The following is a 16275-nucleotide window of genomic DNA, read 5'->3' on the forward strand; positions in this document are numbered from 1 at the left end:
CACGTGTCTTCGTAGGTAAGGCTTACCTTACCGAAGATGGTGAGTGGGGGAACCGGAGCGTAAGGTGCCTAAGGTGCTTTCCGAGCGGTAACAACCCCCGGAGGGTTCCGCCATACTGCCCAGCACCGCCAGGACCGGAGGAGGAGCCCGTGGAGCAGGCCCGTTCGCGCCGTGCGGAGGGCGCCGCCGAGACGCGGGCCGTGGACGCGCGGGCGGAGACCGCGTGGGCGCCGCGGCCCGGATCCGGGGACGAGGTCCGTGAGCGGGGCGCCGCCGCGGGCGCCACGCGCGGCGAGCACACCCACAGCGAGCCCCCCATCCCGCGTCCGCGCCTGAACGAGCGGCCGTACGGCGACGAAGCGCCCCACAGTGGCCGGCGTCCCGACGGCGAGCAGCTGCCGGTCCGCGGGGAGCGGCCCGGTACCGGACCGGAGGGGCCCTTCGGCGGGGTGCCGTCCGCGGCGGGACGCCCCGTGGTGCAGCGGGCCTCCGTCCGCCGCCAGATACTGGACGCCCTGCGCACCGCGCTGGTCACGGGAGAGCTGACGCCCGGCGAGGTGTACTCGGCACCCGTGCTCGCCGAGCGGTTCGGGGTGTCCGCGACCCCCGTGCGCGAGGCGATGCAGCAGCTCGCGCTGGAGGGGGCCGTCGAGGTCGTGCCCAACCGCGGCTTCCGGGTCGCCGTCCGCGGCGCCCGCGAGCTGGCCGAACTGGCCGAGATCCGGGGGCTGATCGAGGTCCCCGTGATGCTCCGGCTCGCCTGTACGGTGCCCGCCGAACGCTGGGCGGAACTGCGCCCGCTGGCCGAGGCGACCGTCCGGGCCGCGTCCTCCGGCTGCCGGGCCACCTACGCCGAGTCCGACCGCGCGTTCCACTGCGCGATGCTCGCCCTGGCGGGCAACGAGCAGCTGGTGCGGCTCGCGGAGGATCTGCATCGTCGCGCCCAGTGGCCGCTCGTCGGCGGCCCCGGCACGCGCGGCCGCGCCGACCTGATCGCCGACGCGGCCGAGCACACGGCTTTGCTGGACGCGCTGGCCGCCCAGGACCTGGCGGTGGTGCAGTCCCTGGTGCGGGAGCACTTCACCGGGGCGGCCTGAGCAACCGGCCCCTGAGACAGCCGCCCGGGAGGGAACTGCTCCGGCGCTCCCTCGCGTGCTGCCCGGTGAGGGACGACGGCCGTCCCACGGGGGAGCGACGATGATGTCCGACACGGAGCGGCAGCAGCGGAAAAGACTCGGCGGCAGGGGCGCCGGAGCCGGGCGGGACGGGCGACGCCCGAAGCGGTGGGTGTCCGCCGTGGACGGTCCCGGCGGACCGCTGGCGTTCGCGGTGCTCGTCGTCGCCGCTGTGCTCCTCGCCCGGGATCCCGAATTCCGTACCGCCGTATGGACGTTCGTCCGGGGGCTGTGAGCGGACGGGCCGTCAGCCGTCGTGCCCGGTGGCCTTCTGGGAGAAGCTGTCGTGCCAGGCGGCCTTCGCGCCGGAGTCACCTATGCGGTACACGTCGACGACGGCCCCGACGGACACGACCACGGACAGCACGGCCGCCGCGATCCGTACGAGCGCACCGCCGCGGACCGCGCCCGGGGCGCCGTCCGGCTGCCCGGCCGTCCGGCGGGTGGTCCACCAGACGACCGCCGCCAGGACGAACAGGCCCGCGGCCCACGGCAGCAGCCCGTCCCCGAGCTCGGTGTGCCGGCGCACCAGCGGGTCGCTGTCGACGTGCCGCTCCAGCCACTCGCCCGCCTGCGTGGTCAGGGGCACGGTCACCAGGGACGCGAACGCCAGCATGGGCAGCAGCACTCCCACCCGCCGCGCGACTCTCGGCCACACGGAGGAGACGACGAGAGCCAGCGCGGTCAACGGGATCAGGACGACGACGAAGTGGACGAACAGCACATGCGCGGGCAAGCCGTTGACGAGACTCATCGGGGTTCCTCCGGAAGACGGCCGAGGGGGGGGCGGCACGGTCGGAGTCCGTGTCCGCCGGTCGGCGCGCCAGCCTCGCACAGCAGCCTCTCAGCTTCTTCTGAGCGGAAAACCGGAGAAACCGGACCAGCCCGCCTCCGCCGGACCAGGGACGAAGCAACCTGCCCCCGATCTGCGACGAAGCGGGCGGTCCCGCCTTCGATCCGCTACGACGCGGCCGGTCCCGCCGCCGGTGTCACCGGCGCCAACTGCCGGGCCAGCCAGGTCGGTACACCGCCCAGCAGGCGGAACAGCCGGCCCGCCTCCGCCCGCAGCCGGGAGGCGTCCGGCTCGGCCTCCGCGTCCGCGAGCGACGCCAGCGCCGGGGCCGTACCGACGAGATAGCCGAGCTCCTCACGGATCCGCAGCGACTCCGCGAAGCCGTGCCGCGCCTCCGTCATCTCGCCGTCGCGCAGGGCGAGTCCGGCGAGATGCCGCCAGGTGAAGGAGAGCAGCAGCGCGTCGCCGTGCGCGGAGGCGCCCGCGTGGGCGCGCCGGTAGGCGGCACGCGCGGCCTGCGGGGAGCGCGCGAGGTTCTCGGCGAGGAGCCCCCGCCGGAAGTCCAGCAGCGCCCGGCCCGGCGAACCGGGCGGGATCAGGGCCGCGGCCCGGCCGAGGGCCGCGCGCGCCTCGTCCGCCCGGTCCCGTACCCCGTGCAGCGTGGCCGCGTAGGCCAGTTGTCCGCGTTCACAGGCGGCGGCGCCCCGCTCCTCGTCGCTGTGGGCCTGGGCCTCGGCCGTACGCAACGCGTCCTCGGCCTCCTCCCAGCCCTTCTCCGTGTACAGACACCGCTCCACGAACAGCGAGGCCCGCTGCAGCGAGGCCTCGGCCGTCTCCGGTGGCAGAAGAGCCGCCGCGTCGGCCCAGCAGGCGCGGGAGCGCAGCCGCCACACCGCGGTCTGGAGCGGATCGTCGCCTGCGGTCGTTCCGGTACCGGACATGGCGGTATGCGCCACGTTGCCCTCCCCGAGCACGCCATTGAGCTTTGAGTGGTGGCCGCATTCCAGCACCAATCGCGGTACCGGGCCAAGGGGGTGGGTGAAGGATTTCACAAAGTCGTGGGACACCGGGGGCGGTCGGTGCCACCGGTGCCTCAGTGCTGTGACCTCAGCTCATGCGCAACGCCAGGAAGAAGTCGAGCTTGTCCTCCAGGCGCGAGAGGTCACGACTCGTCAACTGCTCGATGCGCCCCACCCGGTATCGCAGTGTGTTGACGTGCAGGTGCAGCCGGGTGGCGCAGCGGGTCCAGGAGCCGTCGCACTCGAGGAACGCCTCCAGGGTCGGGATCAGCTCGGCGCGGTGGCGGCGGTCGTAGTCGCGCAGGGGGTCCAGCAGACGGGCCGTGAAGGCGCGGCGGACGTCGTCCGGGACGAACGGCAGCAGCAGGACGTGCGAGGCAAGTTCGTGGTGTCCGGCCGCGCAGACCCGGCCCGTGCGGGCGGCGGCGACCCGGCGGGCGTGCCGCGCCTCCTCCAGGGCGCCCCGCAGCCCCTCGGCCGAGTGCACCGCGGCACTGACGCCCAGCGTGAGCCGCCCGTCGTCGTCGAGGCCCGCGGACAGCGGGTCCCGTACGGCCGCCAGCAGGGCGTCGGCGAGGACACCCGGCTCGGACCCCTCGGGCTCCCCGGAGAGAGCCGGGAGCGGGACGAGCGCGATCGCCTCGTCACCGGTGTGCGCGACCGCGATCCGGTCGGACTGCTCGGGGCCGGTCGAGCGGGGGTCTACCAGGATCTCCTCCAGCAGCGACTGGGCGACCGGACCGCCCTCGATCTCGCCGCCGTCCCACTCGACCTGGGCCACGACCACCTGCCACAGCGGGGCCGCGCCCAGTCCGGGCAGCAGCACGGGCGCGGCGACCCGCAGCCGGGCCGCGATCTCGGCGGGCGCGGCCCCCGTCTGCAGCAGCTCCAGGACCTCCTGGGCGAGCCGCCGCCGCACGGTGCGGGCCGCGTCCCGCCGGTCCCGCTCCACCGCGATCAGCTGGGTGACGCCCTGGAGCAGATCGAGCCGCTCCGCGGGCCAGTCCCCGGCGTCCGCCTCGACGGCGAGCACCCAGTCCGACAGCACCGTCTCCCGCACGTCCCGGGCGGCGCCCCCGGGGCGGCCCGAGCTGCCGTGGATCGGGAACAGCGAGTACGTCGTCGCACCGGCCGTCGCCCGGTGCGGTTCCCGGCGGCCGGCGCGCACCGCCGTGAGGTGCTCGGCGGCCAGCGCGGCGCACACCTCCGCGGGGAGCTCGGGCGCCGGTCCGGCGATCGGCCGTCCGGTGGGGGAGAGCACCCAGGCGCGCAGATCCAGGTCGGAGCCGAGCAGGTCCAGGACGACATCGGGGCCGCCGCCCGCCGGACCCGAGGTCATCATCCTGCGATGCCGGTCCACCACGGCCGCCAGATCCCCGGCCCGCTCGCCGGAGACCTGGCGCACCACATGCTCGGTGATCGTGGCGAACGCCACGGACTCGTGCACGGCGAACAGCGGCAGCCGGTGCCGGGCACAGGCCACCAGCAGATCGTCCGGGATGTCGCCGAGCTCCGCCTCGCCCACGGCGAGCGCGGAGACGCCCGCGCTCGCGAGAATCCGGACGAAGGGCTCGCAGTCCGCGGGTTCGTGCCGCCACGCCAGGCCCGTGAGGACCAGTTCACCGCCGGACAGATAGCGGCTCGGGTCCTTGAGGTCCGTGGTCATCACACCGCGCACGGTGCGGTCCAGCTCGTCCTCGCCGCCGAGCAGCCGCAGCCCCAGCGCGTCGGTGTTCAGCAGTGCGCGCAGGCGCATGTCTCGTCGCCGCCGTTCTTGTCCAGAAATCCACGTTCGGTCAGGTGAGGGCCCGGCGGGCGGGTCCCCGGGCTCCGCGAGGAGGTTCCCCTCCCGTCCGGAGTGCGTGCCCACGGCTTCCGGAGGGTGTTCTCGGCCTCCGAGGGCAGCCCCAGGGCATTGCCTGGGGCTTTCGGAAGCTGGGCTCGCGATCTCCTCCGGCAGACGTCGTGTTTCCAGAGGAAAGCGGAGAGGTTGCTGATGGCCTCCGTTCATATGAATCTACAAGATGACCGCCTTGGCCAGCCAACTCCTTCATGCTTTCGGTGACTGACCGTGGTCACGGAACCGGCGGTGTACTGAGCTCAGACCGCATGAACAGGACATGAACGAGCCGGGCCCGCCGCTCCCGATCTGGCTCGGAACCCACGCCCCAAGAGACGATGAAGAGAGCCGTTCATGGACTTCCTTCGCCCCGCGACCTGGGATGAGGCGCTCGCCGCCAAGGCGGAGCACCCCAGCGCCGTACCCATAGCAGGGGGCACCGATGTGATGGTCGAGATCAACTTCGATCACCGCCGGCCCGCGCATCTGATGGACCTGAACCGCATCGGCGAACTGTACGAGTGGGAGACCGGCGACGACACCGTGCGGCTCGGCGCCTCGGTCCCGTACGCCAGGATCATGGAGCGGCTGCGGACCGAGCTGCCGGGCCTGGCCCTCGCCTCCCACACCGTCGCCTCGCCCCAGATCCGCAACCGCGGCGGGGTCGGCGGCAACCTCGGCACCGCCTCCCCGGCCGGCGACGCCCACCCGGCCCTGCTCGCGGCCGGCGCCGAGGTGGAGGTCGCGTCGGTGCGCGGCTCCCGGATGATCCCGATCGACGACTTCTACACCGGCGTGAAACGCAACGCGCTCGCCCCGGACGAGCTGATCAGGGCCGTCCATGTGAGGAAGGCCGACGGACCGCAGCAGTACGCGAAGGTCGGCACCCGCAACGCGATGGTGATCGCGGTGTGCGCGTTCGGCCTCGCCCTGCACCCCGGGACCCGCACCGTGCGCACCGGCATCGGCTCGGCCGCCCCGACCCCCGTCCGCGCCACGGTCGCGGAGGAGTTCCTGAACGCCGCGCTCGAGGAGGACGGCCTCTGGGACAACGGCGAGATCATCCCGCCGTCCGTCGTCCGGCAGTTCGCGCAGCTGTGCTCGGCCGCCTGCAACCCGATCGACGACGTCCGGGGCACCGCGGACTACCGCCGCCACGCGGTCGGCGTCCTGGCCCGCCGCACCCTGATGTGGACCTGGGAGTCGTACCGCGGCACCGCCCGCACCACGAAGGGAGCTGCGTGATGCGCGTCAACTTCACGGTCAACGGACGCCCGCAGGAGGCGGACGACGTGTGGGAGGGCGAGAGCCTGCTGTACGTGCTGCGTGAGCGGCTCGGCCTGCCGGGCTCCAAGAACGCCTGCGAGCAGGGCGAGTGCGGCTCCTGCACGGTCCGTCTGGACGGCGTGCCGGTCTGCTCCTGCCTGGTGGCGGCGGGGCAGGTCGAGGGCCGGGAGGTCGTGACGGTCGAGGGACTGGCGGACTACGCCGAGGAGCGCGCCCGCTCCGGCTGCGCCCGCGGCACCTCCCTCGACGAGGCCAGGCGCCGGGAGGCCAGGGGCACGGACTCCGCGGCCGGCGAGGACGCCCGGCTGTCCCCGATCCAGCAGGCCTTCATCGACGCGGGCGCCGTCCAGTGCGGCTTCTGCACCCCCGGTCTGCTGGTCGCCGCCGACGAGATGCTGGAGCACAACCCCAGCCCCACCGACGCGGACATCCGTGAGGCGCTCTCCGGCAACCTGTGCCGCTGCACCGGCTACGAGAAGATCATGGACGCGGTCCGCCTGGCGGCCGCACGGCAGTCCGAGGGGGTCTGACGATGCCCAACGGCGCTCCCACCAAGATCACTCAGCACACCAAGGGCGGCATCGGCGAGTCGACCCTCCGGCCGGACGGACTCCTCAAGGTCACCGGTGAGTTCGCCTACTCGTCCGACATGTGGCACGAGGACATGCTCTGGGGCCAGATCCTGCGCTCCACGGTCGCGCACGCCGAGATCGTCTCCATCGACACGAGTGAGGCCCTCGCCACGCCCGGTGTGTACGCGGTGATGACGTACGACGACCTGCCGACCGAGGTGCGGCACTACGGTCTGGAGATCCAGGACACCCCGGTCCTCGCCCACGGCAAGGTGCGCCACCACGGCGAGCCGGTCGCCGTCGTCGCGGCCGACCACCCGGAGACCGCGCGCCGCGCCGCCGCCAGGATCAGGGTCGATTACCGCGAACTGCCCCTCGTCACCGACGAGGCCTCCGCGACGGCCCCGGACGCGATCCTGATCCACGAGAACCGTACGGATCACCACTCCGGCCACGTCCCGCACCCCAACATCGTCCACCGTCAGCCGATCGTCCGCGGCGATGTGGAGCGGGCGCGCCGGCGGGCCGATGTGATCGTCGAGGGCGAGTACCACTTCGGCATGCAGGACCAGGCGTTCCTCGGACCCGAGTCCGGTCTCGCCGTGCCCGCGGAGGACGGCGGCGTCGACCTCTACGTCGCCACCCAGTGGCTGCACGCCGACCTCCGCCAGATCGCGCCCGTGCTCGGCCTGCCCGAGGACAAGATCCGGATGACCCTGGCGGGCGTCGGCGGCGCCTTCGGCGGCCGCGAGGACCTGTCGATGCAGATCCACGCCTGTCTGCTCGCGCTGCGCACGGGGAAACCGGTGAAGATCGTCTACAACCGGTTCGAGTCCTTCTTCGGACACGTCCACCGCCACCCGGCGAAGCTGTACTACGAGCACGGGGCCACCAAGGACGGCAAGCTCACGCACGTCCGATGCCGGATCGTCCTCGACGGCGGCGCGTACGCCTCCTCCTCCCCGGCCGTCGTCGGCAACGCCGCCTCGCTCGGCGTGGGCCCGTACGTGGTGGACGACGTCGACATCGAGGCCCTCGCCCTCTACACCAACAACCCGCCCTGCGGCGCCATGCGCGGCTTCGGCGCGGTCCAGGCGTGCTTCGCCTACGAGGCCCAGATGGACAAGGTGGCGAGGAAGCTCGGCATGGACCCGGTGGAGTTCCGCCGGCGGAACGCGATGTCCCAGGGCGCGGTCATGCCGACCGGGCAGATCGTCGACTCCCCGGCCCCGGTCGCCGAGTTGCTGCGCCGCGTCAAGGCGATGCCCATGCCGCCGGAGCGCCAGTGGGAGAGCTCCGAGGGCGCGGACATACGGCAGCTGCCGGGCGGACTGTCCAACACCACGCACGGCGAGGGCGTCGTCCGAGGCGTCGGCTACGCCGTCGGCATCAAGAACGTCGGCTTCTCCGAGGGCTTCGACGACTACTCCACCGCCAAGGTCCGTATGGAGGTCGTCGCGGGTGAGCCCGTCGCCACCGTGCACACGGCCATGGCCGAGGTCGGCCAGGGCGGCGTCACGGTCCACGCCCAGATCGCCCGCACCGAGCTGGGCGTCAGCCGGGTGACGATCCAGCCCGCGGACACCCGGGTCGGATCGGCGGGTTCGACCTCCGCCTCCCGGCAGACCTACGTCACCGGCGGAGCCGTACGCCACGCCTGCGAGCAGGTACGCGAACGGGTCCTGGAGCTCGGGCGCCGCCGGTTCGGCCCGTACCACCCGGCCTGGGCCACGGCCGAACTGCTGCTGGAGGGCGGCAAGGTCGTCACCGAGGACGGTGAGGTGCTCGCCGACCTGGTGGACGTCCTGGGCGACGAGGTCGTCGAGATCGAACGCGAGTGGCGGCACCGGCCGACCGAGCCCTTCGACCTGCGCACCGGCCAGGGCAACGGACACGTCCAGTACTCCTTCGCCGCGCACCGCGCCGTGGTGGAGGTGGACACCGAGCTGGGCCTGGTCAAGGTCATCGAGCTGGCCTGCGCCCAGGACGTCGGCAAGGCGCTCAACCCGCTGTCCGTCGTCGGCCAGATCCAGGGCGGTACGACCCAGGGCCTCGGCATCGCGGTCATGGAGGAGATCGTCGTCGACCCCAGGACCGCGAAGGTGCGCAACCCCTCCTTCACGGACTATCTGATCCCCACCATCCTCGACACCCCGACCATCCCCGTCGACGTGCTCGAACTCGCCGACGACCACGCCCCGTACGGGCTGCGCGGCGTCGGCGAGGCACCCACCCTGTCGTCCACCCCGGCCGTCCTCGCGGCGATCCGCGACGCGACGGGGCTGGAGCTGAACCGGACCCCTGTGCGCCCCGAACACCTCACCGGCACCGCGTAGGCCCGCTCGCGCCGCCGCCGGGGGAGCATCCGTGCCCCGGCGCCGGCGCGCACACAGCACCACCGTTCGTCTCGGGCCGTCCCCCGGGTCGTGCACCCTTCCCAAATCCCGCAGACCGCCGAAGGCGGCCCGCGGGTGCCCCTGTGAACCTTGGGAGACGGCACCATGACCCAGCAGTCCCTGGAGCCGAGGACCACCGCCGAGGACGCGGGCGCGGAAACCCGCGTCCCGGCCGGCAGGTCCTGGCTCGACCGGTACTTCCACATATCCCGGCGCGGATCCACCGTCGCGCGCGAGGTGCGCGGCGGCGTCACCACCTTCATGGCGATGGCGTACATCCTGCTGCTCAACCCCCTGATCCTGTCCGGCCGGGACGTGGCGGGGGACACCCTCGGCCGGCAGGCCCTGATCACCGCGACCGCGTTCGCGGCGGCCCTGACCACGCTGCTGATGGGGCTCCTCGGCAAGGCGCCGCTCGCCCTCGCCGCCGGCCTGTCCGTCTCCGGCGTCCTGTCCTCCCAGGTCGCCCCGCAGATGACCTGGCCACAGGCCATGGGCATGTGTGTGCTGTACGGCGCGGTCATCATGCTGCTGGTCGTCACCGGCCTCCGCGAAGCGATCATGAACGCGATCCCGCTGGCGCTCAAGCACGGCATCACCATGGGCATCGGACTGTTCATCGCCCTCATCGGCCTGTACAAGTCCGGATTCGTCCACCAGGGCAAGGCCACCCCGCTCAGCCTGGGTCCGGCGGGACAGCTCACCGGCTGGCCCGTCCTCCTCTTCGCCGGCACCCTGCTGCTGATCTTCATGCTCCAGGCCCGCGAGGTCCCCGGCGCCATCCTCATCGGCATCGGCGGCGGCACGGTCGTCGCCGCGCTCCTCGACGCCACCGGGGTCGTCAAGGACGGCGCCTGGGCGGGGGGGCCTCCCGAGCTGCACGGCGGCGCGGTCTCGATGCCGGACTTCTCGCTCTTCGGGCATGTGGCGTTCGACGGCTGGGACAAGGTCGGCACGATGACCGTCGGCCTGATCGTCTTCACGCTCGTCCTCGCCGGCTTCTTCGACGCGATGGCCACCGTCATCGGCGTGGGCACCGAGGCGGGTCTCGCCGACGACAGGGGCCGGATGCCGGGGCTGTCCAGGGCCCTGTTCATCGACGGCGCGGGCGGTGCGATCGGCGGTGTGGCGGGCGGCTCCGGGCAGACCGTCTTCATCGAGTCCGCCACCGGTGTCGGCGAGGGCGCCCGCACGGGCCTCGCCTCGGTCGTCACCGGGCTGTTCTTCGCGGCCTGCCTGTTCCTCACCCCGCTGACGGCGATCGTCCCGCAGGAGGTGGCCTCGGCCGCACTGGTCGTCATCGGTGCGATGATGTTGATGAACGCCCGGCATGTGGACTGGAGCGATCGCGCCACCGCGATCCCGGTCTTCCTGACCGTGGTCCTCATGCCGTTCACGTACACCATCACGACCGGCGTCGCCGCGGGTGTCGTCGCGTACACCGCCATCAAGACAGCCCAGGGCAAGGCCCGCGAGATCGGTGCCTCCATGTGGGGGCTGACCGTGGTCTTCCTGGTCTACTTCGCCCTCCATCCGATCGAGAACTGGCTGGGCGTCCGCTAGCGGCCCTCCTCCGTCGTCCCTCCCCCCCATACCGCCAAGGAGACCGAGAGATGCTGGACATCGCCGACGAGCTGCACCGGTGGGCCGCGCAGGGACGCGACTTCGCCGTCGCCACCGTGGTGGCGGTCGGCGGCAGCGCCCCCCGCCAGCCCGGCGCCGCCCTCGCGGTGGACGCCGAGGGCACGGCGATCGGCTCGGTCTCCGGCGGCTGTGTGGAAGCCGCCGTCTACGAACTGTGCCGGCATGCCCTCCAGGACGGCGAGACCGTCACGGAGCGCTTCGGGTACAGCGACGAGGACGCCTTCGCCGTGGGACTCACCTGCGGTGGCGTCCTCGACGTCCTCGTCACCCCGGTCCGGGCGGCCGATCCCGCCCGGCCGGTGGTTGCGGCCGCGCTGGCCGCCGCGGCCTCCGGAGCCGCCGCGGCGCTCGCGCGCATCGTGACGGGCCCGGCCGAGCTGCGGGGCAGGGCGCTGCTGGTACGCCCCGACGGCGGGTACGAGGGCGGCTTCGGCGCCCACCCGGAGCTGGACCGGACGGTGGCGGCCGAGGCGAGCGCCTTCCTGGACGCGGGCCGCACCGGAACCCTGGACGTCGGAGAGCAGGGCTCACGCTGCGGAGCACCGCTCACGGTCCTGGTCGAGTCGGCCGTACCGCCGCCCCGAATGATCGTGTTCGGGGCGATCGACTTCGCCTCCGCGCTGGTCCGCATCGGCAAGTACCTCGGCTACCACGTCACGGTCTGCGACGCGCGCCCGGTCTTCGCCACCCGCGCCCGCTTCCCGGACGCCGACGAGATCGTCGTGGAGTGGCCGCACCGGTATCTGGACCGCACCCAGGTCGACACGCGCACCGTCCTGTGCGTCCTGACCCACGACGCCAAGTTCGACGTACCCCTGCTGAAGCTGGCACTGCGCCTGCCGGTGGCGTACGTCGGCGCGATGGGCTCCCGCCGCACCCACCTGGACCGCGCCGAACGCCTGCGCGCGGTCGGTGTCACCGAGCTGGAACTGGCCCGGCTGCGGTCACCCATCGGCCTCGACCTGGGTGCCCGAACCCCCGAGGAGACGGCCCTGTCCATCGCCTCGGAGATCGTGGCGGCCCGCCGCGGCGGCAGCGGCGTCTCCCTCACCGGCGCCCACACCCCGATCCACCACGACCCGACCCGGGGCACGGTGCGGGGGATCGGCTCGGTGGCCTGACCGTCAGGTGCGGGACGAGGGCAGCGGCGAGCTGCACCACGCGGGTCGCGCCGCGCCGCACGAAGGTGCCACGCCCCGGCGGCCGCCGTCTCGGCTTGACACTCCCCAGCAGCGGACCTTCGGACGGGTCGCCCGACAGCACGACGCCCTGCGCTCCCAGGTCCGTCATCCGCGACGGGCCGCGGCGTGAGGTTCGTGGGGCGAACCGACCCGTCCGATCGTCAGCGGGCGCCCGGGGACTCGGTCGGGCTTGCGGGCCAGGAGGTACCCCTGCGGGGTCTTCACCCGCTCGTCCGCCGCGCGCACCAGCCGGGCGACCTCCTCGAAGCCGGCGTCCGTCAGCGACGCGGAGACCTGCTCGGGCCGGACGCGGTAGACGTCGAGGGACGGGTCGTGCCCGTAGGCATGGTCCAGGTGCACACACTCGTCACCGACCTTGAACGCCGTGAGGAGATGGCCGCCCGGGACGAGAACGCGATGGAACTCCCGGAAGTACTGCGGAAGTTCATGGGGCGGGGTGTGCACCGTGGAGTACCAGGCGAGGGCGCCCGCCGGCGTGCCGTCCGCCAGGGGGAGTCGGGTCATCGACCCCACCTCGAACCGCAGCGCGGGATGGGTCCGCCGGGCCACCGCCACCATCTCGGGCGACAGATCGATGTCGAAGGCGTCGAGCCCGAGCTTGTCGACGTACGTGGTCACCCGTCCGGAACCGCAGCCGAGATCCCCGACGGGCCCGCCGCCGGCGGCCAGCACCCGCTCGGCGAACACACCCAGCACGGCCCGGTCGAAGGGGCTCGTGTCCATCGTGTTCCTGAGCAGCCGTTCGTAGTGACCGGCGACGGTGTCGTAGGACGCCCTGGTGGTCTCCAGGCGTGCGGCATCGGTCATGGCGGTGGACTGTAGGGGCCGCCGCTGACATCAGGGCCCGGATCCAGCCGCAGCAGCCCGTTCACCGCTCGCCCGAACATCCGCCGGGCCAGCCACCCGAGCGGCGGGTCGACGAGCCCCGGCAGTCCGCGCACGGCCAGCTCCTCCCGCCACAGCACCCGCGAGCGCCCTTCGTCGTACGGCCGGATCTCGATCTCGGCCCAACCGGTCACCAACTTGCCCCGCTTCTCCAGGCGGCAGAGTGCCGGAGGCCGCCAGACCGTCACCTCCATCGTGTCGTCGAAGGCGAGCGGGCCGACGCCGGAACGGGCCACGAACACCGTCCCCACGGCCGTCGGCGGCGGGGTGAGCACGGTCACCCGGGTCAGCGGCACCACCTCCGCATGGCGCGGCCAGTCCGTGAGCCGCCGCCAGGCCTGGTCGACGGGGAGCGGAACGAGGCGTTCGAGGCGGAAGAGGACCACCGGGGGATCGTATGCAGCGGGCGCCGCGCACGGGCGGCTCGACGCGCACCCCCGGCCGGGCTCCGCCGAGGTCCCCTGTCGCGCCCGCGCGCCCGTGCGTCACGATGAGCGCGACCCGCACCCCCGGCCGGAGGCTGCCCGTGGATCGCGAACAGCACGACGAACTGGACGAGTGGCAGCGCGATCCCCATCCGCGCTACGCGCGCGCCCGGCAAACCGAGGGGCTCACCCGCGTCGCCGAGCTGGACGCCTGGCTGGTGGCCCGGGACGCCGACGTACGCGAGGTGCTGCGACGGCCCGAGGACTTCTCGTCGGCGGGCGCGCTCCGGCCCGACGTCCTGCCCTCGCCCGCCGCGCTCGCCGTGCTCGGCCGCGGCTTCGGCGGCCGGCCGGTGGTCGTCAGCTCGGACGGGAGACGGCACCAGGAGCTGCGCGCCCCGATCGTCCGCGGACTCTCCCCGGCGCGGGTCGCCGCCGTGCTGCCGTACGCCGCCGAACGCGCGGCCGCCCTGGTGGACGGCTTCGCGCGGGACGGGGGAGCCGAGCTGATGTCCGCCTACGCCGAGCGGCTGCCCGGCGAGGTCATCGGCCGCCTCGTCGGCCTGGACCCCGCGGACGTGCCGGCCGTGGTGCACGGCGGCCATAGCGCCGAACAACTGCTGTTCCGCCCGCTGCCGGAGGACGAGCAGATCGCCGCCGCCGAGGACATCGTCGCGATGCAGCACCTCCTGGACGCGCTGGTACGAGACCGGCGCGCCCGCCCGGGCCAGGACCTCACCAGCGACATGCTGAGCCATCTCGCCCCGGGGCAAGGGGATCTGACGCTGAATCAGCGGCATGAGCAGGTCGCCCATCTGCAGAACCTGCTTCTCGCCGGGCATCTGACGACGACCGCCCTGATCGGCACCACCGTGCTGCATCTCCTGCGCCACCGGGACCAGTGGCGGCTGCTCTGCGCGGAGCCTGAGCGCATTCCGGCGGCCGTCGAGGAGGCCGCCCGCTACGACAGCCCGTTGCAGGGCTTCCGCCGGGTCACGACCCGGCCGGTCACCCTGGCCGGCACCGAACTCCCTGCCGGAGAGGCCGTCTTCGTCGCCTTCGGAGGCGCCAACCGCGACGGTGCCCGGCATCCGTGCCCTGACGCGTTCGACATCACCCGCGCCCCCGTCCGCCATCTCGCCTTCGGTCTCGGCGTGCACGGCTGTCCCGGCGCCCAGCTCGCCCGCGGGCAACTCCGTGCCCCCGTCGACCGGCGGAGCCGAACCACCGTCCGCGAGCAGCCGCAAGTCGTCGGACCCCTCCCAGGAATCCCTGCTGACGGAAGGCCGCTTCGCCGAATCGCAGAGGGACGTGGTCGCGGCCGCGCCCACCGGCTGAAGCCAAGGGCCATCTGACGTGCTCGCGGGCCGGCCCGGCCCGGCCCGCGAGCCCACACCCGACTATCCGGGGTCCTACTTGCAGGTGCCGCTGCCGGAGTCGCTGTACTGCAGCGCCGTGGAGTCGAAGCCGGGGCCGGGCAGGACGGGCTTGTAGTCCCAGCTGTAGCCGTGGGGCTTGAGGGTGAGCCTCATGACGCCGAAGGCGCTGGCCTGGGCGGTGACCACGTTGGGGTTGGCGTAGTTGCCCGGCGTGCCGGCGAGGGTGTCGATGGCCTCACCGCCGGAGCCGACGATGAACTCCGGGATGCCGTGGGCCGGGTCGGACTGGCCGGCCGGGTTCATCGGGCGCAGTCGGGCGTACGCGTGCTCGTGGCCGTTGAGGACGAGCGTGGCACGGTGCTGGTAGAGGAGCTTCCACCACGCGTCGGTCGCCGCACCCTCGATGCCGCCGGCGCCCGGCGCGGACGCGGGCACCGTGGCGGTCGAGGCCGTCGTGGCGCTGAAGGCCGGCTGGTGCCAGTACGCGATCGTGCAGGGACGCCTGTTGGCGGCCAGGTCCTGGGAGAGCCACTGGGTCTCCTGGCCGAGGAGGCCGTTGCCCGTCGTGGAGCAGTCGTGGTTGAACGCGTCGGAGTCACACTCGGCGTTGAGCGAGATGATGTGCCAGTTGCCGAGGTTGTAGGAGTACCACCCCTGCTTGTCGGCGCTGTCGTCGCCGGCCTGGCCCTGGGTGACCGGGGTGCCGGCCTGGTCATGGCCGTTGAAGTAGCCGAAGTAGCCGGCGCCGTTCTGCCCGGCCTCCTTGTCGCCCTTCTTGGTATACGGGTAGTACTCGTGGTTGCCCGGTGCCGGACGCTCGAGCATCTTCAGGCCGCCCCATGCCTGCTCGAAGGACTGCTCGAAGTCGGTCAGCTTGCCGACCTGGTACTGCTCGTCGCCCAGCAGTGCCACAGCATCGGGGTGCATGTCCGTGGCCTGCTTCGCGGTGGCGAACTCGGCGCTCATGCCGCCCAGAGTCGGGCTGCCGCACTTGAGCGCGGTCGGGGTGGTGGCGTTCTCGGCGTCGTCGGGCTCGCAGGCGATGTCGCCGACAGCCGCCAGGGTGTACGACGCCGCGCTGTGGTGGGCGTAGGGCCAGTCGTTGTCACTGTGGTTCGTGACGGCGACAGCGGTGCCGGTGACCGCGAGGACGGCCAGCCCGACAGCTGCGGCGGAGACCTTGGCGGCGCGGTTCATGTGCGGTGTCCTTCCACTGGAGGAATGGTCAACGCACGCTAAGTAGTCGATCAAAACAGTCGCTACTAACGTGTCCTGACGGCTCGGTGAATTCCGTTCGTGGCTGCGGGCTGAGGGTGCCCGTCATCCGGCGCCGAGCAGGTGAGGCGGTCGTACGGTGTCGGCTGTGCGGAACCGGGTTCCTGCGGGGTGGGCTCGAAGCGAGGCGGCTCAGTGCCCGCTGGGGTTTGCAGGCTGCCGTAGCGCTCCATGCGCTGCCAGCGCAGGCGTGAGCCGGTCACGGCGGTGAACACGGACTGGATCACCACCAGATACATCAGCTGCCGGTAGACGAACTGCTGCAGTGGCAGGCTCCACAGGGCGCCGGGGCGTTCTCCGTCCAGGCGGAACGCGTACAAGCCCATGAGGAGTTGCAGCAGCAGGAAGGCCAGCCACAGCCCGATGATCCGGACAGGGTCGAG

General features: G+C 72.7%; 14 protein-coding genes and 1 pseudogene. 8 read left to right on the top strand and 7 right to left on the bottom strand.

From position 1 onward, the window contains the following. Positions 1-149 precede the first annotated feature (149 nt). The gene (locus ACFYX0_RS07640) at positions 150-1097 is read left to right on the top strand and encodes a GntR family transcriptional regulator (protein ID WP_388967539.1); all 948 of its coding nucleotides are present in this window, start codon (positions 150-152) and stop codon (positions 1095-1097) included. Between the two features lie 100 nt (positions 1098-1197). After that, positions 1198-1410 (top strand): hypothetical protein, encoded by a 213-nt coding sequence (locus ACFYX0_RS07645; protein WP_355920373.1) that lies wholly within the window; start codon positions 1198-1200, stop codon positions 1408-1410. Between the two features lie 12 nt (positions 1411-1422). Here the strand turns inward: ACFYX0_RS07645 and ACFYX0_RS07650 are convergent, their stop codons facing one another. The 3 genes from ACFYX0_RS07650 to ACFYX0_RS07660 form a co-directional block, all read right to left on the bottom strand. Next, entirely contained in the window at positions 1423-1929 is a 507-nt protein-coding gene (locus tag ACFYX0_RS07650; protein WP_388967541.1) for a DUF2231 domain-containing protein, read from the bottom strand. A gap of 206 nt (positions 1930-2135) precedes the next feature. Then, positions 2136-2924: a hypothetical protein gene (locus ACFYX0_RS07655; protein WP_355920368.1), complete on the bottom strand. Its 789-nt coding sequence runs from the start codon at positions 2922-2924 to the stop codon at positions 2136-2138. Between the two features lie 151 nt (positions 2925-3075). Beyond that, entirely contained in the window at positions 3076-4743 is a 1668-nt protein-coding gene (locus ACFYX0_RS07660) for a PucR family transcriptional regulator (RefSeq protein ID WP_388967544.1), read from the bottom strand. Between the two features lie 438 nt (positions 4744-5181). Between ACFYX0_RS07660 and ACFYX0_RS07665 the strand changes: the two genes are divergently transcribed. The 5 genes from ACFYX0_RS07665 to ACFYX0_RS07685 all read left to right on the top strand — a co-directional run bounded on the left by ACFYX0_RS07665 (position 5182) and on the right by ACFYX0_RS07685 (position 11847). Beyond that, complete coding sequence (locus ACFYX0_RS07665; protein ID WP_388967546.1) at positions 5182-6072, top strand: FAD binding domain-containing protein; 891 nt, start codon at positions 5182-5184, stop codon at positions 6070-6072. Next, entirely contained in the window at positions 6072-6644 is a 573-nt protein-coding gene (locus tag ACFYX0_RS07670) for a (2Fe-2S)-binding protein (RefSeq protein WP_388967549.1), read from the top strand. Before ACFYX0_RS07665 ends, ACFYX0_RS07670 begins: the two co-directional genes overlap by 1 nt. Before the next feature lie 2 nt (positions 6645-6646). Next, the gene (locus ACFYX0_RS07675) at positions 6647-9022 is read left to right on the top strand and encodes a xanthine dehydrogenase family protein molybdopterin-binding subunit (RefSeq protein ID WP_388967552.1); all 2376 of its coding nucleotides are present in this window, start codon (positions 6647-6649) and stop codon (positions 9020-9022) included. A 165-nt stretch (positions 9023-9187) separates the two neighbouring features. Next, complete coding sequence (locus ACFYX0_RS07680) at positions 9188-10645, top strand: NCS2 family permease (protein WP_388967555.1); 1458 nt, start codon at positions 9188-9190, stop codon at positions 10643-10645. 50 nt (positions 10646-10695) lie between these two features. Then, the gene (locus ACFYX0_RS07685; protein WP_388967557.1) at positions 10696-11847 is read left to right on the top strand and encodes an XdhC family protein; all 1152 of its coding nucleotides are present in this window, start codon (positions 10696-10698) and stop codon (positions 11845-11847) included. A 165-nt stretch (positions 11848-12012) separates the two neighbouring features. Here ACFYX0_RS07685 and ACFYX0_RS07690 read toward each other — a convergent pair whose 3' ends face one another. Both ACFYX0_RS07690 and ACFYX0_RS07695 read right to left on the bottom strand, forming a co-directional pair. Further along, positions 12013-12735 carry a class I SAM-dependent DNA methyltransferase gene (locus tag ACFYX0_RS07690; protein ID WP_388967560.1) on the bottom strand — a complete coding sequence of 241 codons (723 nt, stop codon included), beginning with the start codon at positions 12733-12735 and terminating at the stop codon, positions 12013-12015. Next, entirely contained in the window at positions 12732-13199 is a 468-nt protein-coding gene (locus ACFYX0_RS07695) for an SRPBCC family protein (protein WP_355920348.1), read from the bottom strand. The genes ACFYX0_RS07690 and ACFYX0_RS07695 overlap by 4 nt, the downstream gene beginning before the upstream one ends. Positions 13200-13339: 140 nt before the next feature. Here ACFYX0_RS07695 and ACFYX0_RS07700 point away from each other — a divergent pair, with 140 nt between their 5' ends. Then, positions 13340-14593, top strand: a complete 1254-nt coding sequence (locus ACFYX0_RS07700; protein ID WP_388967563.1) for a cytochrome P450 — start codon at positions 13340-13342, stop codon at positions 14591-14593. A 57-nt stretch (positions 14594-14650) separates the two neighbouring features. Here the strand turns inward: ACFYX0_RS07700 and ACFYX0_RS07705 are convergent, their stop codons facing one another. Together ACFYX0_RS07705 and ACFYX0_RS07710 are read right to left on the bottom strand one after the other, a co-directional pair. Beyond that, positions 14651-15814 (bottom strand): metallophosphoesterase family protein, encoded by a 1164-nt coding sequence (locus ACFYX0_RS07705; protein WP_388967566.1) that lies wholly within the window; start codon positions 15812-15814, stop codon positions 14651-14653. Between the two features lie 65 nt (positions 15815-15879). Further along, positions 15880-16275: pseudogene (locus tag ACFYX0_RS07710) on the bottom strand (bi-functional transferase/deacetylase); the annotation flags it as partial.

Origin of the sequence: Streptomyces sp. NPDC002573 (assembly GCF_042889625.1) — a bacterium.
Taxonomy (GTDB): domain Bacteria; phylum Actinomycetota; class Actinomycetes; order Streptomycetales; family Streptomycetaceae; genus Streptomyces; species Streptomyces gibsoniae.

What these genes read in the sequence shown, in the direction of transcription:
- ACFYX0_RS07645 (WP_355920373.1), top strand. Translation starts at nt 1,198, where the DNA reads ATGATGTCCGACACGGAGCGGCAGCAGCGGAAAAGACTCGGCGGCAGG.
- ACFYX0_RS07650 (WP_388967541.1), bottom strand. Translation starts at nt 1,929, where the DNA reads ATGAGTCTCGTCAACGGCTTGCCCGCGCATGTGCTGTTCGTCCACTTC.
- ACFYX0_RS07660 (WP_388967544.1), bottom strand. Translation starts at nt 4,743, where the DNA reads ATGCGCCTGCGCGCACTGCTGAACACCGACGCGCTGGGGCTGCGGCTG.
- ACFYX0_RS07665 (WP_388967546.1), top strand. Translation starts at nt 5,182, where the DNA reads ATGGACTTCCTTCGCCCCGCGACCTGGGATGAGGCGCTCGCCGCCAAG.
- ACFYX0_RS07670 (WP_388967549.1), top strand. Translation starts at nt 6,072, where the DNA reads ATGCGCGTCAACTTCACGGTCAACGGACGCCCGCAGGAGGCGGACGAC.
- ACFYX0_RS07675 (WP_388967552.1), top strand. Translation starts at nt 6,647, where the DNA reads ATGCCCAACGGCGCTCCCACCAAGATCACTCAGCACACCAAGGGCGGC.
- ACFYX0_RS07680 (WP_388967555.1), top strand. Translation starts at nt 9,188, where the DNA reads ATGACCCAGCAGTCCCTGGAGCCGAGGACCACCGCCGAGGACGCGGGC.
- ACFYX0_RS07685 (WP_388967557.1), top strand. Translation starts at nt 10,696, where the DNA reads ATGCTGGACATCGCCGACGAGCTGCACCGGTGGGCCGCGCAGGGACGC.
- ACFYX0_RS07690 (WP_388967560.1), bottom strand. Translation starts at nt 12,735, where the DNA reads ATGACCGATGCCGCACGCCTGGAGACCACCAGGGCGTCCTACGACACC.
- ACFYX0_RS07705 (WP_388967566.1), bottom strand. Translation starts at nt 15,814, where the DNA reads ATGAACCGCGCCGCCAAGGTCTCCGCCGCAGCTGTCGGGCTGGCCGTC.